General features: G+C 67.0%; 14 protein-coding genes. 8 read left to right on the top strand and 6 right to left on the bottom strand.

Annotation, left to right across the window (positions count from 1 at the left end; genetic code table 11):
* Nucleotides 1–10: 10 nt before the first annotated feature.
* Nucleotides 11–1,768 carry a hypothetical protein gene (locus C1924_RS12680; RefSeq protein WP_108765629.1) on the top strand — a complete coding sequence of 586 codons (1,758 nt, stop codon included), beginning with the start codon at nucleotides 11–13 and terminating at the stop codon, nucleotides 1,766–1,768.
* Nucleotides 1,769–1,868: 100 nt separating this feature from the next.
* Here the strand turns inward: C1924_RS12680 and C1924_RS12675 are convergent, their stop codons facing one another.
* Nucleotides 1,869–2,282: a barstar family protein gene (locus C1924_RS12675; protein WP_108765628.1), complete on the bottom strand. Its 414-nt coding sequence runs from the start codon at nucleotides 2,280–2,282 to the stop codon at nucleotides 1,869–1,871.
* The gene (locus tag C1924_RS12670; protein WP_108765627.1) at nucleotides 2,279–2,740 is read right to left on the bottom strand and encodes a ribonuclease domain-containing protein; all 462 of its coding nucleotides are present in this window, start codon (nucleotides 2,738–2,740) and stop codon (nucleotides 2,279–2,281) included. The genes C1924_RS12675 and C1924_RS12670 overlap by 4 nt, the downstream gene beginning before the upstream one ends.
* Nucleotides 2,741–2,965: 225 nt before the next feature.
* Here C1924_RS12670 and C1924_RS12665 point away from each other — a divergent pair, with 225 nt between their 5' ends.
* On the top strand, nucleotides 2,966–3,577 hold the full coding sequence (locus C1924_RS12665; RefSeq protein ID WP_108765626.1) for a superoxide dismutase: 612 nt from the start codon (nucleotides 2,966–2,968) through the stop codon (nucleotides 3,575–3,577).
* 163 nt (nucleotides 3,578–3,740) lie between these two features.
* Here the strand turns inward: C1924_RS12665 and C1924_RS12660 are convergent, their stop codons facing one another.
* Entirely contained in the window at nucleotides 3,741–4,589 is an 849-nt protein-coding gene (locus C1924_RS12660) for an endonuclease/exonuclease/phosphatase family protein (protein ID WP_108765625.1), read from the bottom strand.
* Between the two features lie 163 nt (nucleotides 4,590–4,752).
* On the opposite strand from C1924_RS12660, the gene C1924_RS12655 reads away from it, so the two are divergent.
* A complete protein-coding gene (locus C1924_RS12655; protein ID WP_108765624.1) occupies nucleotides 4,753–6,318 on the top strand; it encodes an oligopeptide:H+ symporter in 1,566 nt (521 codons plus the stop codon).
* A gap of 12 nt (nucleotides 6,319–6,330) precedes the next feature.
* Complete coding sequence (locus C1924_RS12650) at nucleotides 6,331–6,954, top strand: rhomboid family intramembrane serine protease (protein WP_108765623.1); 624 nt, start codon at nucleotides 6,331–6,333, stop codon at nucleotides 6,952–6,954.
* Between the two features lie 48 nt (nucleotides 6,955–7,002).
* On the opposite strand, the gene C1924_RS20415 is transcribed toward C1924_RS12650, so the two are convergent.
* Complete coding sequence (locus C1924_RS20415) at nucleotides 7,003–7,167, bottom strand: hypothetical protein (RefSeq protein WP_174208960.1); 165 nt, start codon at nucleotides 7,165–7,167, stop codon at nucleotides 7,003–7,005.
* Between the two features lie 210 nt (nucleotides 7,168–7,377).
* On the opposite strand from C1924_RS20415, the gene C1924_RS12645 reads away from it, so the two are divergent.
* The 3 genes from C1924_RS12645 (at nucleotide 7,378) to cfa (ending at nucleotide 9,731) form a co-directional block, all read left to right on the top strand.
* Nucleotides 7,378–7,680 (top strand): GNAT family N-acetyltransferase, encoded by a 303-nt coding sequence (locus C1924_RS12645; protein ID WP_108765622.1) that lies wholly within the window; start codon nucleotides 7,378–7,380, stop codon nucleotides 7,678–7,680.
* A 63-nt stretch (nucleotides 7,681–7,743) separates the two neighbouring features.
* The gene (locus C1924_RS12640; RefSeq protein ID WP_254051135.1) at nucleotides 7,744–8,598 is read left to right on the top strand and encodes a DUF3298 and DUF4163 domain-containing protein; all 855 of its coding nucleotides are present in this window, start codon (nucleotides 7,744–7,746) and stop codon (nucleotides 8,596–8,598) included.
* Between the two features lie 17 nt (nucleotides 8,599–8,615).
* Nucleotides 8,616–9,731, top strand: coding sequence for a cyclopropane fatty acyl phospholipid synthase (cfa, locus tag C1924_RS12635; protein ID WP_108765621.1), 1,116 nt, complete (start codon nucleotides 8,616–8,618; stop codon nucleotides 9,729–9,731).
* 124 nt (nucleotides 9,732–9,855) lie between these two features.
* On the opposite strand, the gene C1924_RS12630 is transcribed toward cfa, so the two are convergent.
* The gene (locus C1924_RS12630; RefSeq protein ID WP_108765620.1) at nucleotides 9,856–12,024 is read right to left on the bottom strand and encodes a M3 family metallopeptidase; all 2,169 of its coding nucleotides are present in this window, start codon (nucleotides 12,022–12,024) and stop codon (nucleotides 9,856–9,858) included.
* Between the two features lie 141 nt (nucleotides 12,025–12,165).
* Here C1924_RS12630 and C1924_RS12625 point away from each other — a divergent pair, with 141 nt between their 5' ends.
* Nucleotides 12,166–12,645, top strand: coding sequence for a glutathione peroxidase (locus C1924_RS12625; protein ID WP_108765619.1), 480 nt, complete (start codon nucleotides 12,166–12,168; stop codon nucleotides 12,643–12,645).
* A gap of 125 nt (nucleotides 12,646–12,770) precedes the next feature.
* Here C1924_RS12625 and C1924_RS12620 read toward each other — a convergent pair whose 3' ends face one another.
* Nucleotides 12,771–13,313: a TlpA disulfide reductase family protein gene (locus C1924_RS12620; RefSeq protein WP_108765618.1), complete on the bottom strand. Its 543-nt coding sequence runs from the start codon at nucleotides 13,311–13,313 to the stop codon at nucleotides 12,771–12,773.
* Between the last annotated feature and the right edge of the window lie 14 nt (nucleotides 13,314–13,327).

Here is a 13,327-nt window from a genome sequence, read left to right as displayed (position 1 = left end):
TCGCCAACGCGTGCCTCTGCCCAGAGCCGAGCAACTGATCGATCTGCTGCTGGCGCGCCAGCAGCACCCCCTCATCCTCGAAAAGCGCACGCGCCTGCCGTATGGCTGGGCGATCTGGCTGCGCTCTCTGAAACCGATCGCGCGGCCGTTCCATGCCGGCGACGTGATTGCGGTGCTGCTGCCGCGGCCGTTGCCGGGCAGGACCGGCCTGCTGCCCGCGTTGAGCCCCTGGGGCGCGGCGCGGCGCCTGCTGTGGCAGGGCTGGGAACCGGCGCCGCGCGATCAGCGCTGGATGCGCTGGACCTCGGCGCTGCTCAGCGCGCTGTTGCACCTGCTGTTCTTCCTGGCGTTGCTGTGGGTGGCGGTGATCCGCACCAGCGCGCCGGAGGAGCCCGGTGCCGAAGGGGAGCGCGTGCAGATTGAGTTCGTCGGCCGCGGTGCGCAGGAAGGTGGCGGCGATCAGCCCGGCGCCGAAGCTGCGGCCGCTGCTGAAGCGGGCGCCGCAGCCAGCGGGCAAGCGGCGGGTGAGGCCAGTGCGCCGCAGCCGCAGCCAGCAGCGTCTGCCGCAGCCGCGCCGGCCGTGGCTGCCAGCGCCGCCGTGGCGCCACCTCCGCCGGTACAGAGCGAGCCCGCACCGCCCGCTGCGCCGCCGCCGACACCGGTGCAGGCCACCGAAGTGGCCGAGGCCACCACCGATTTCGTCGTGCCGCCGGTGAGTGTGCCGCGCACGGAAGTGACCATCGTGCCGCGTGATACCACGCCCGCCGTGCGCGAGCGCAGCGTGCAGACGGTACAGGCACCGTCCGTAACGATGCAGGTGCGGCAGGTGCCGATGGCCGTGCCGGCCCCCGCAGTGCGCGAGGTGCAGGTGCAGGAGCGCGAGGTCGCCACACTGCAGACCCCGGTGGCGCCGCAACCGGTGCGCAGCGCCGAGGTGCAGGTACGCCTGCCGCAGCAGCGCGAGGTGCAGGTGCGCGAGCGCGACGTGCAGCCGGTGGTCGACCCGCAGGTGCGGATGGCGGCCGTGCCGGGGCGCGAACCCAGCGTGCGTGCGCCCACCGGCCGTGACGTACAGGTGCGCGAACGCACCGTGGCCAATGCGCAAGTGGCGGCGCCGTCGCCCTCCAGCGGTGCAGGCAGCACACCGGCGCCGGCCGCCAGCGCCCCCAGCGAGACCAGTGCGAGCGCTTCGCGGGCACCTGCCGGTTCAACGCGGCCGGCGCAGGCCGGTGCGCGCCCGGCGCCCGATCCGGGCAACTGGGCAACGCCGGCCAAGGGGGATGATTGGGGCGCGTCCCAGCGCAATCGTGACGGCGCGCGGAGCGGCGCGGCGCAGGCCAGCACGCAGGGCGCGGGGCAGGGGCTGTTCAATGCCGATGGCAGCGTCAATGTGCCCGGCCAGGAAGGGAAGGGGGCTGCCGAGCGCGGTGCGCCGGGTGGGGCCAACGATGGCTGGACCAAGGAACGCATCGCCGAGTCGGGCCGGTGGTTGAAGCGGCCGCCGTACGACTACACGCCCACGTCGTTCGACAAGTACTGGGTGCCGCAGGAATCGCTGCTGGCCGAATGGGTGCGCAAGGGGGTCAAGGCCATGGAGATCCCGCTGCCGGGCACCAGCACGAAGATCTCCTGTGTGATCTCCATCCTGCAGGCAGGCGGCGGCTGTGGCCTGACCGACCCGAACATGCAGGACCAGCCGGCCGTGGCACGGCCGCCGCCGGACATCCCGTTCAAGAAGGAACTGCAGGAAGATAACGGGAGCCGGTAATCGCGGGCCCTGGTTCTGGTAGATGCCAACCTTGGTTGGCAGAAGCGCCGACCAAGGTCGGTCTCTACCATTAGATCCACGCCATGCGTGGATGAGGTCCTTACTCGCTCTGCGACAGGAACACCCAGAACGGCACGTCCCGCCCGACCCAGTCGCGGCTGGCTTCATCCATCACGTCCAGCAGGGTGTCGAAATCCTTGGCGGCGCCGGCCCGCAGCGCGTCCACATCGGCCAGGAACAGCGCATAGCCTGCTGCCGGCAGCCACTGCAGATCGCGCAGGTTGTCAGACAGCGCATCCCAGTTGCCGCCGAAGCCAGCCGGGAAATCCAGCTGCGCGGCCAGCCGCGCCAGCAGCGTGCGCTTGTCGGTCACGCCGTGCAGGTCGATGCGGATTACCTTCAGCGAGGCATCGCGCATGGCTGCAGCCAGAGCGCTGATATCGCCGGTATCGATGGCGTAGACGCCGGCATTGTTGATGTCGTGCAGGCCGAGGCCGAAATCGTCGTGGCTCATGGGCGTTCTCCCGGGGCCGGTACGGTGAAACTGCGGAACGAGTCGTAGTGATCGTCGGTGTAGTACCACGCCTGCGGCGGATCGCCGCCGGTGATGATGCGTCGCGCGCCGCGATTGGGCGCACCGGACGTGTCGACCGTGTACTCGCGGTAATAGCCGCGCGGCCGCTGCGGCAGGCGCTGCTCGCGATTGCCGAAGGTGCTGCCGTCCTGGCGGTGGGGGAACGGGCCGCCGCGCTGGATGAGGGCGATGGTCTGGCGCGCCTCGGCGGGCAGGAAACCGGGCAGTCCGTCGCTGCGGTCAGCGCTGACGCCGCGCACTGCCGGCGCGGTGCGGGCGTCGGCGCCCTGCAGGTCCGGCGCGAACTGCGGTGCCGGTGGGCGCTGCAGTAAATGGTTGCCGAGCAGGCCGAGCACAAGCAGGGCGATGGCGGTGATCAACAGCCGGGGGTTGCGCATGGGCCGGGGCGAGCAGGAAGAATGCGTGCACTGTAGCGCCTGCGCGCTGCACCGCGCATGAGGATCGGCGGCTGCGTCACCGCTGCGTAACAATTGCCAGTGCAATCACCCGCAGGACGCAATTTCCTTTACATCCCCCTTGGTAATCTGCGCGTCTGTCCCCATCATTCAACGCGCACCGCCCGACGACGCCGTCGGGTGCCCTCGCTATCACGGAGATGCATCATGGCCTACACCCTGCCCAAGCTGTCCTACGCCTACGACGCGCTGGAACCGAACATCGATGCGGCAACGATGGAAATCCATCACACCAAGCATCACCAGACCTACATCAACAACGTCAACGCGGCGCTGGAAGGCACCGAGTACGCTGACCTGCCGGTCGAAGAGCTGGTGAAGAAGCTGAAGTCGCTGCCGGAGAACCTGCAGGGTCCGGTGCGCAACAACGGGGGTGGCCACGCCAACCACTCGCTGTTCTGGACCGTGATGGCCCCCAATGCCGGCGGCAACCCGGTGGGCGACGTGGCCAAGGCCATCGACAAGGACCTGGGCGGCTTCGACACCTTCAAGGACGCCTTCACCAAGGCGGCGCTGACCCGCTTCGGCAGCGGCTGGGCATGGCTGAGCGTCACCCCCGACAAGAAGGTTGTGGTTGAAAGCACCGGCAACCAGGACAGTCCGCTGATGGAAGGCAATACGCCGATCCTGGGCCTGGATGTGTGGGAGCACGCCTACTACCTGAAGTACCAGAACCGTCGCCCGGAATACATCGGCGCGTTCTTCAACGTCATCGACTGGAACGAAGTCGAGCGTCGTTACCAGGAAGCGATCGCCTGATTGCGGTGACCGATTGAAACGAACGAAGAGGCCGGGGGAAACCCCGGCCTTTTTGCGTTATCGGTAGTGCCGGCCAGCGGCCGGCACTACCTGTTCGGTGGCGGGCACGCCCTGCAGGCGCAGCCTCGCGGTATCGGAAATGCCGGCCAGCGGCCGGCAGTACCTATTCGGTGGCGGGCACGCCCTGCAGCCGCAGGGTCGCCAGGACTCCCAGCCGCAGGCCGGGAAGATCGCCATCGGCCGGCAGCAGGATCGGTTGCTGGCGGATGCCGCCGAAGTGCTTCACCTGGAACAGGACGTCAAGGCCATGGCCGCTGGCGCCGCCACCGCTGGCGGCGGGGGCGTCAGGCTTGCCGCCGGGATTGCGCCGGGCCGGCTGGAAACCGGGCGTGCTGCGCACAAGCTCAGGCGTGCCAGCGCCGAAATCGCCGGCGATCAGGCTGGGCATGCCGTCGGAGGTGGCGCCGATCCAGGTCATCAGGTCGCTGGCCTGGTGCTGGCGTGCCGTGGCCTCGTCCGGGTCCGGGCGCAGGCGGGCCACGTAGACGTTGAGCAGGGCATCACCCAGGCGCAGGCGCATCATTCCGGCGGCACTGAACGTGCCCGGCGGATGCAGCAGGGTCACCCCGTCTTCGCTCACCGGCAGGCGGGTCAGCATGGCGTTGCCGTGCCGCAGCGGCTGGCTGGGAGGATCGGCGGTGACGAAATCACAGCTGTAGCGCAGGCGGCTGGCCAGCCAGCAGGCCGGGTTGCGGCCCTGCTGCTGCAGCACCTGCTGGACCGAGATCACGTCCGGCTGCAGTTCGGTCAACAGCTGCAGGACCTGTTCGCGGCGCTGTTTCCACTGTGCGTCATCGCGGCTGGGCAGTTCCAGCGCGGCGACGGTCAATTGATGGCCCTCTTCAACGACGGCGCCGGCCAACGGTGTGGATTGCGGCCGCGCGCCCGCAGGCACGGCCAGCAGAAGCACGAGGCATCCGAGCAGGAGGCGGGCAGGGGGAAGGCAGCGCATAACGATAAGTTTACGCTTTTGCCGTGCAGGTGCCGTGACTTCCGGCAGGGGCCCCGCGCGCCTGCCATGGATCCGCGGCGCTGTCATGCAGCCCTGCAGCGTGCGTGGCGCGCCCTGCTTCCGGTAACCTGTGATATTTCGCCTTTCAGGAATGCCTTGCAGGATGAGCCACGACGCAGCCGCCCCCATCGCCGGCCAGGGAAAGATGCCGCGCCAGATCCCCTACATCATCGGCAATGAGGCCTGCGAGCGGTTCAGCTTCTACGGGATGCGCAACATCCTGGTGCAGTTCCTGATCACCTCGCTGCTGCTGCAGGAAATCACTGCGGAAGGCCGTGCCGGTGAAGCCAAGGACATCATGCACAGCTTCATGATCGGCGTGTACTTCTTCCCGCTGCTGGGCGGCTGGCTGGCCGACAAGTTCTTCGGCAAGTACCACACCATCCTCTGGTTCAGCCTGGTCTACTGCGCCGGCCACCTCTGCCTTGCGCTGTTCGAGAACAGCCGCGAGGGCTTCTTCCTCGGCCTGGGCCTGATCGCGCTGGGTGCCGGTGGCATCAAGCCGCTGGTTGCCTCGTTCATGGGTGACCAGTTCGACCAGAGCAACAAGCACCTGGCCAAGATCGTCTTCGACGCGTTCTACTGGATCATCAACTTCGGCTCGCTGTTCGCCTCGCTGCTGATCCCGCTGGTGCTGAAGAACTGGGGCCCGCAGTGGGCGTTCGGCATCCCGGGCATCCTGATGTTCGTGGCCACCTTCGTGTTCTGGCTGGGCCGCAAGCGCTATGTGCTGGTGCCGCTGCCGCCGAAGGATCCGCATTCGTTCGCCAACGTGGTGCGTACCGCACTGACCGCACGCGTGGCCGGGCAGGGCCGTCCGGGCCTGGCCCTCGCCGTGGCCGGCGTGGTGCTGGCCGTGGCCTCGCTGGGCCTGGTCGGCAGCCTGGGCATCGTCATCTGCCTGTGCATCGCCCTGGTGCTGGTCCTGGCCGGCATTGGCGGCGGCACCTGGCTGCAGCTGGACCGCGCGCGTGCCCAGCATCCGGCCGAGGCCGTGGAAGGCGTGCGTTCGGTGCTGCGCGTGCTGGTCATCTTCGCGCTGACCACGCCGTTCTTCTCGCTGTTCGACCAGAAGGCCTCGACCTGGGTCCTGCAGGGCCAGCAGATGCAGATGCCGAGCTGGTTCACCGCCTCGCAGATGCAGGCCTTGAACCCGCTGCTGGTGATGATCCTGATTCCGTTCAACAACCTGGTGCTGTACCCGGCCCTGCGCCGCTTCGGCTTCGAGCCCACCGCGCTGCGCCGCATGACCGCCGGCATCGCCTTCAGCGGCCTGGCGTGGATCGTGGTGGGTGGCATCCAGGTGGTGATGGACGGCGGCAACGCCATGTCGATCTTCTGGCAGATGCTGCCGTACGCGCTGCTGACCTTCGGTGAGGTGCTGGTGTCTGCCACCGGCCTGGAGTTCGCCTACAGCCAGGCGCCGCAGGCGATGAAGGGCGTGGTGATGAGTTTCTGGAACCTGACCACCACCATCGGCAACCTGTGGGTGCTGCTGTCCAACGCGGCGGTGCGCAACGAGGCGGTCACCCACAAGATCGCCAGCACGGGCCTGAGCGAGGCGGCCTTCCTGATGTTCTTCTTCGCCGGCTTCGCCTTCCTGGCGGCGTTGGCCTTCGGTTGGTATGCGCGACGCTATCGTATGGTCGACAACTACCGCACCGCCTGAGCCTGAGCTGACATGACCCCCGTCAATCTCCTGTTGATCGCCATCACCGCCATCCTTTCCTGGATGGCGTTCAACAACCGCAAGCTGGCCGACCGCATGATCCTGTGGCCGCCAGCGGTGGACCGCCACCGCCAGTACGACCGGCTGATCACCTATGGCTTCATCCATGCCGACTGGTCGCACCTGATCTTCAACATGATCACCCTGTTCTTCTTCGGCGGGCAGATCGAGAAGGTGATGCTGTCGTTGACCGGCAGCTGGCTGACCTACCCGGCGTTCTATCTGGGGGCGCTGCTGGTATCGATCCTGCCCAGCTACCTGAAGAACCAGAAGAACCCGAACTACCTGAGCCTGGGTGCATCGGGTGCGGTGTCGGCGGTGCTGTTCGCCTTCATCCTGCTCAGCCCGTGGACGATCATCCTGGTGTTCTTCATTCCGGCGCCGGCGATCATCTATGCCGTGTTCTACGTCGGCTACAGCATCTGGATGGACAAGCGGGGTGGCGACCGCATCAACCACAGTGCGCACCTGGCCGGTGCGGCCTTCGGCGTGATCTTCATGCTGGCCATGCAGCCGGCCATTTTCGGCCACTTCCTGGCCGAGCTGTCGAACCCGAGCTTCGGGTTCGGCCGCTGACGCAGCGCAGGGTCGGATCCAGCAGGATCCGACCCGCGTGGCGGCGGCTCAGGCCGCCCGCGTCGGCTGGCCGTAGGTATCGAGCAGGCGCGAGAACACTTCCTCGCCGATCCGCTGGAAGTCCTGGTCCTCGGTCTGACCTTCCACTGCCAGCTGCAGCAGGCCCTCCAGCAGGGCGTGGTCGGTGTCGGTACGGGAATCACTGGGTTGCATGGCGGGCCTCCAAAGGCATGACACAACGTCGACTTTCGCAAGGGGCGTGCCAAGCTGGCCGTATCCCTCCAGAGGGGATAGCGGCTGCCATCGCTGCAGCTTGAGGGCCGGATCTGACGCAGATTGACCAGACCTGCCCCTGTTCAGGCTTCACGCGGTCATGGCGGGCGGCTGCGCACCATGCGCGCAGTTGCCGCAGGAGACAGTCCCATGGCTTCGGTCACGCCCCCCGGTCTGGCCTACGAGGTCGAGCACGACCAGGCCAACCACCGTTTCATCGCCCATGTGCGTGGACAGCGGGCGTTGCTGGACTACCAGATCAAGCGCAGGCGCATGGTCATCACCCACACCGAAGTGCCGGAGCCGATTGCCGGCCGTGGCATTGCCGGTGAGTTGACCCGCGTCGCGCTGCGCTTCGCCCGCGAGAACCGTTACAAGGTGGTGCCTGCGTGTGCCTTTGCGGAGGCCTTCCTGCAGCGCCACGAAGAGTTTCACGACCTGCTGGTAGGCTGAATGCAGCGGGCCACGCTTCAGCCATCGCAGGCGATGATGTACGAACATGAACAGGGGATCCCGATGAAGACTGGAAACAACCAGCCACTGCGCACAGGCGCGCTGGCTGGCGCAATGGGCGTGCTGCTGCTGGCCGGTTGCCAGCGCGGCCAGGAGGCGGCTCCCGCCGTCGAGGCAGCGCCGGCCGCCGAAGCCGCCGCGACCGAGCCCACGCCTGCCGCTGAAGCGCCGCTGGATCTGCGCGATGTGGTGGAGAACAACGAACGTGAAGTGGTGGGCATTAGCTACCCGGCCGGCATCGACCGTTACCCGGGCCTGGCCCGCGCGCTGCAGGCGTATGCCACTTCTGCCCGCGCTGACCTGCAGCAGGCGCTGGATGGTCTGGGCAACGACAAGCCGACGATGCCTTACGAGCTGTCGCTGAGCTTCGAGAAGGTGCTGGAGACCCCGCAGCTGGTGGTGGTCAGCGCCGATGGCAGCCGCTACACCGGGGGCGCCCATGGCGAGCCGCTGGTGGCCCGATTTGTGTGGCTGGTGCCGCAGCAGCAGATGCTCAGCGCCGGCACGCTGGTGGCCGATGACAAGGGCTGGAAGGCGATCAGTGATTTCGTCGCCGATCAGCTGCGCGAGCGCGTGGCCACCCGTCTCAGTGGCGAGGACATGCAGCCGGCGGAGTTGCAGGAATCACTGCGCAACGCCTCGCGGATGATTGCCGACGGCACCGGGCCGCAGGCCGAGAACTTCAGCCAGTTCCAGCCGCTGACCGACGACAAGGGCCAGATCACGGCGCTGCGCTTTGTGTTCCCGCCCTACCAGGTGGGGCCGTATTCGGATGGCACGCAGACCGCGGATGTGCCTGCTGCCGTGCTGCTGCCGCACGTGGCCAAAGAGTACGTGGGGTTGTTCGCACGCGGGTAACCGCAGACGGAGGACACGTGGATACAGGGTTGCAGGAGCGGGTTGCCGGCCTGCTCCAGGAGGCCGGGGTCCGCATCGGCGGTACCCAGCCACAGGACATCCAGATACATGACCGGCGCTTCTTCGCGCGGGTCATCGGCCATGGTTCGCTCGGCCTGGGCGAAAGCTACATGGACGGTTGGTGGGATGCCAACGTCCTGGATGAGTTCCTGGTCCACCTGATGATGGCGCACCTGGACGAGCGCGTGCACGGCTGGCGAGAGGTGGCCGATGCGCTGAAGGCGCGGCTGTTCAACCTGCAGGCCGGGCAGGGCAGCTATGAGGTCGGCCGCCGCCATTACGATCTCGGCAATGACCTGTACCGGGCCATGCTGGGCCAGCGGATGGTCTACAGCTGCGGCTACTGGCGCAACGCGGCCGATCTGGATGCCGCGCAGGAGGCCAAGCTGGACCTGGTGTGCCGCAAGCTGGGCCTGCGCCCGGGCCAGCGCGTGCTGGACATCGGCTGCGGCTGGGGCGAGGCGCTGAAGTTTGCCGCCGAGCGCTATGGCGTGAGCGGTGTGGGAGTGACCATCTCGCAGGAGCAGGCCGCCTACGCACGTGAGTTGTGCGCCGGCCTGCCCATCGAAATCCGGCTGCAGGACTACCGCGACGTGGACGAACCCTTCGATGCGGTGTTCTCCATCGGCATGTTCGAGCACGTGGGTGACAAGAATTACGATCGCTTCTTCGAGGTGGCCCGGCGCTGCCTGTCGCCCCGTGGGCTGCTGCTGTTGCATACCATCGGCAGCAACGTGTCGCGCCACCGCACCGATCCGTGGATCGCCCGCTACATCTTCCCCAATTCGATGCTGCCTTCGGCGGTGCAGATCACCCGCGCGTTTGAAGGGCGCTTCGTGCTGGAGGACTGGCACAACTTCGGCACCGACTATGACCTGACCCTGCAGGCCTGGCGGCGCAATGTCGAGGCGGCATGGCCGCAGCTCGATGCACGCTACGACGAGCATTTCCGCCGCATGTGGCGGTTCTATCTGGCCGGGTCAATGGCCAGCTTCCGCTGCCGGCATGCGCAGCTGTGGCAGCTGGTGCTGTCGCGGGAAGGCGTGCGCGGCGGGTACGTGGCACCGCGGTGAGGGTGCGGCTGGGGTCAGAGCCCTTTCCGTTGGAAAGGGATCCGACCCCGGGCTCTGCCCCCGTCCCAACAAAAAACCGCCCGGTCTCCCGGGCGGTTTTCGTTTCACTCAACCGCGCAGGCGATCAGTTGGCGGCGCCGGTCAGGCCACGCTTTTCCAGCAGCGGTTCGATCTGCGGCTCGTGGCCGGCGAAATCGCGGAACAGCTGCATGGCATCCACGCTGCCGCCCTTGGACAGCAGGGTGGCGCGGAAGTGATCGCCGTTCTTGCGGCTCAGGCCGCCGTTGTCCTTGAACCACTTCTGGGTGTTGGCGTCCAGCACTTCCGACCAGATGTAGGCGTAGTAACCGGCCGAGTAGCCGCCCATGATGTGGCTGAAGTACGGGGTCCTGTAGCGCGGCGGGACCGGCGCGTAGTAGATGCCGTCCTTCTCCAGCGCGGCGCGCTCGAACGCCATGACGTCCTTGGCGGCCGGCACCTGGTCGGCGCCGATCTGGTGCCAGCGCTGGTCCAGCATCGCCGCGCCCAGGTATTCGGTGGTGGCAAAGCCCTGGTTGAACTTGGCGGCGGCCAGCACCTTGTCCAGCAGTGCCTGCGGCATGGCCGAACCGTTCTGGTAGTGCTTGGCGTAGTTCTTCAGGATGGCCGGGTTGTCCGACCACATTTCGTTCACCTGCGAGGGGAACTCGACGAAGTCACGCGGCACCGAGGTGCCCGAGAAGTACGGGTACTTCACGTTGGAGAACATGCCGTGCAGGGCGTGGCCGAACTCGTGGAAGGTGGTGGTCACTTCATCCCAGGTCAGCAGGGTCGGCTGGCCGGCCGGCGGCTTGGGGATGTTGAGGTGGTTGGCCACCACCGGCTTGAAGCCGGTCAGCTTGGACTGCGACACGTACGAGTTCATCCAGGCGCCACCACGCTTGGAGGCGCGTGCGTAGGGGTCGAAGATGAAGATCGCCAGCTGGCTGCCGTCGGCATCGAAGACGTCATAGACGGTGACGTCGTCGTGGTACACCGGCAGGTCGGTGCGCTGCTTGAAGGTCAGGCCGAATTCCTGGTTGGCGGCGAAGAACACGCCGTTTTCCAGCACGTTCTTGATCTCGAAATACGGCTTGAGCTGCGATTCGTCGAAGTTGTACTTGGCCTGGCGCACCTTCTCGCTGTAGAAGGCCCAGTCCCACGGCTCCAGGGCGAAGGTCTTCTTGCCGGCGGCCTTCTGTTCCTTGTCGATCATCGCCTGCAGGTCGGCGGCTTCGCGCTTGGCGTTGGCCACGGCGGCCGGGGCCAGCTTGCCCAGCATCGCGTTGACCGCTTCGGGGGTCTTGGCGGTCTGGTTGGTCAGGTTGTAGGCGGCAAAGTTCGGGAAGCCCATCAGCTTCGCCTTGTCGGCGCGCAGCTGCATGATGCGCGACACCAGCGCGGTGTTGTCGAACTCACCGCCGCGGCTGCCACGGCTGACCGACGCCTCGAAGATCTTCTGGCGCAGCTCGCGGTTGGCCAGGTTGGTCAGCGGCGGCTGGCCGGTGGTGTTCAGCAGGGTGATCACGTACTTGCCGTCCAGGCCGCGGGCCTTGGCGGCTTCGGCGGCGGCGGCGATCTGTTCCTTGGACAGGCCGTCGAGCTGCTTGACGTCGTCGACGGTGATCGCCGAAGCGTTCACTTCCGACTGCACGTTCTGGCTGAACTTCGTGCCCAGGTTGGCCAGCTCGGCATTCATGGTCTTCAGCGTGGCCTTGTCGGCCTCGGACAGCTTGGCGCCAGCGCGCACGTAGTTGTCGTAGTACTTCTCGACCAGGCGCACGCCTTCGGCGTCCAGGCCCAGCTGGGTGCGGGTGTCATACAGCGCCTGGATGCGGGCGAACAGCTTGCCGTTCAGCGCGATCGCATCGCTGTGCGCGGCGAACTTCGCCGAATAGTCGGCCTGCAGCTTCTTGCGCGCATCATTGGTGTCGGCGCCGACCAGGCTGAAGAACACGGTGGTCGCGCGGTCCAGCACGTCACCGCTCTTTTCCAGGGCGATGATGGTGTTGTCGAAGGTCGGCTTGGCCTTGTTGTCGGCGATCGCCGCCACTTCCTTCAGCTGCTGCGCCATGCCGGCGTCGAAGGCCGGGGCGAAGTCCGTGTCCTTGATCCTGTCGAACTGCGGGAAGTGCAGCGGCAGCGGGCTCTCGGCGAAGAACGGGTTGGCCTGCTGGGCGTTGGCAGCGGCGGCCTGGGGGGCGGCGCTGGCCGAATAGGCGGGCAGGGCAAGGCCGAGGGTCATGGCCACGGCAAGGGCAAGGCGGGTGGTCAAGGCGGTACTCCGGTAAGGCAGACAAGTGCCCGAGCGTAACCCGCCTGCACCGGGCGCCACTTGTGTCAAAAGGCATGCCCAGCGGCGCCGGCCGGCGTGGCCTGCGATTACCATGGGGCTTCCCCATTCGGACCGTCTGCCATGCCCAACGCCTTCGACTTCGGTTTCGTGGACCTGGACGGCCAGCCGCAGGCGCTGGCGCAGTACCAGGGCCGCCCGTTGCTGCTGGTCAACGTTGCCAGCCGCTGCGGCTTCACCCCGCAGTACACCGGCCTGGAACAGCTGTGGCAGGACTATCGCGAGCGCGGCCTGGTGGTGATCGGCTTCCCCTGCAACCAGTTCGGCGCGCAGGAGCCCGGTGATGCGGCGCAGATCCGCCAGTTCTGTTCGCTGGATTACCCGGTCAGCTTCCCGTTGTCGCAGAAGATCGAGGTCAACGGCGAAGGTGCCGACCCGCTGTGGCACTGGCTGTCGCACGAAAAGCGTGGCCTGCTGGGCATCGCCCGCATCAAATGGAACTTCAGCAAGTTCCTGCTCGACCGCCAGGGCCAGGTGGTGGCGCGTTATGCGCCGACCACCGCACCGGAACAGCTGCGCGGCGCGATCGAAGCGCTGCTGTGACGGGGTAGTGCCGGCCGCTGGCCGGCAACCCATGACGGCCTGAGAGCCGGCCAGCGGCCGGCGCTAACCGCGCAGGGCTGAGAGCCGGCCAGCGGCCGGCACTACCGGTGCAGGCCTGAGAACGGTCAGGTACGGTCGCCTGCCGGACGGCTGCGCACGTCCTCAGGCAGCATGGCCATGATCTCGTCGATGATCCGCGGCAGGCTGTCTTCCGAGTAGCCGCGGTGCACATGGGCGATGACGCCGTCGTGGCCGATGATGAACATGTGCGGGATCGCCTGGATGCCGTACTGCTCACTGACGTGGCCTTTGCCGTCGTGGATGTAGTCCAGCACCGGCCAGTTGCGGTTGCGTACCAGCGCGGCGAACTCGGCGCGCGGTTCCTTGAAGTTCACCGCATAGACCTGCAGGGCATCGTGGCCGATGACCGACTGCAGCTTGGCCAGGATCGGCAGTTCCTTGCGGCAAGGGCCGCACCAGGACGCCCAGAATGTGACGATGACGACCTTGCCGTGCTGGGTCGACAGGTCGACCATTTCGCCTTTGCGGTCCTTGCCGAGCAGCTGCGGCGGAATGTCGCCAGCTTTCGGCGAGGGCGCAGCGGCGCTGGCGCTGGCCGCCAGCAGGAGCAGCAGGGCAACAAGGGTGGGGTGGATCATCCTGATCATCTGTTTCTTTTCCG

The organism is Stenotrophomonas sp. ESTM1D_MKCIP4_1 (assembly GCF_003086895.1).
Classification (GTDB): Bacteria; Pseudomonadota; Gammaproteobacteria; order Xanthomonadales; family Xanthomonadaceae; genus Stenotrophomonas.
This window is presented reverse-complemented; position numbering and strand designations above follow the sequence as displayed.

Coding starts and splice junctions, on each gene's coding strand:
- C1924_RS12660 (WP_108765625.1), bottom strand. CDS start 4,589: ATGCGCTGCCTTCCCCCTGCCCGCCTCCTGCTCGGATGCCTCGTGCTT.
- C1924_RS12665 (WP_108765626.1), top strand. CDS start 2,966: ATGGCCTACACCCTGCCCAAGCTGTCCTACGCCTACGACGCGCTGGAA.
- C1924_RS20415 (WP_174208960.1), bottom strand. CDS start 7,167: ATGCAACCCAGTGATTCCCGTACCGACACCGACCACGCCCTGCTGGAG.
- C1924_RS12640 (WP_254051135.1), top strand. CDS start 7,744: ATGAAGACTGGAAACAACCAGCCACTGCGCACAGGCGCGCTGGCTGGC.
- C1924_RS12675 (WP_108765628.1), bottom strand. CDS start 2,282: ATGAGCCACGACGATTTCGGCCTCGGCCTGCACGACATCAACAATGCC.
- C1924_RS12645 (WP_108765622.1), top strand. CDS start 7,378: ATGGCTTCGGTCACGCCCCCCGGTCTGGCCTACGAGGTCGAGCACGAC.
- C1924_RS12655 (WP_108765624.1), top strand. CDS start 4,753: ATGAGCCACGACGCAGCCGCCCCCATCGCCGGCCAGGGAAAGATGCCG.
- C1924_RS12670 (WP_108765627.1), bottom strand. CDS start 2,740: ATGCGCAACCCCCGGCTGTTGATCACCGCCATCGCCCTGCTTGTGCTC.
- C1924_RS12625 (WP_108765619.1), top strand. CDS start 12,166: ATGCCCAACGCCTTCGACTTCGGTTTCGTGGACCTGGACGGCCAGCCG.
- C1924_RS12620 (WP_108765618.1), bottom strand. CDS start 13,313: ATGATCAGGATGATCCACCCCACCCTTGTTGCCCTGCTGCTCCTGCTG.
- C1924_RS12650 (WP_108765623.1), top strand. CDS start 6,331: ATGACCCCCGTCAATCTCCTGTTGATCGCCATCACCGCCATCCTTTCC.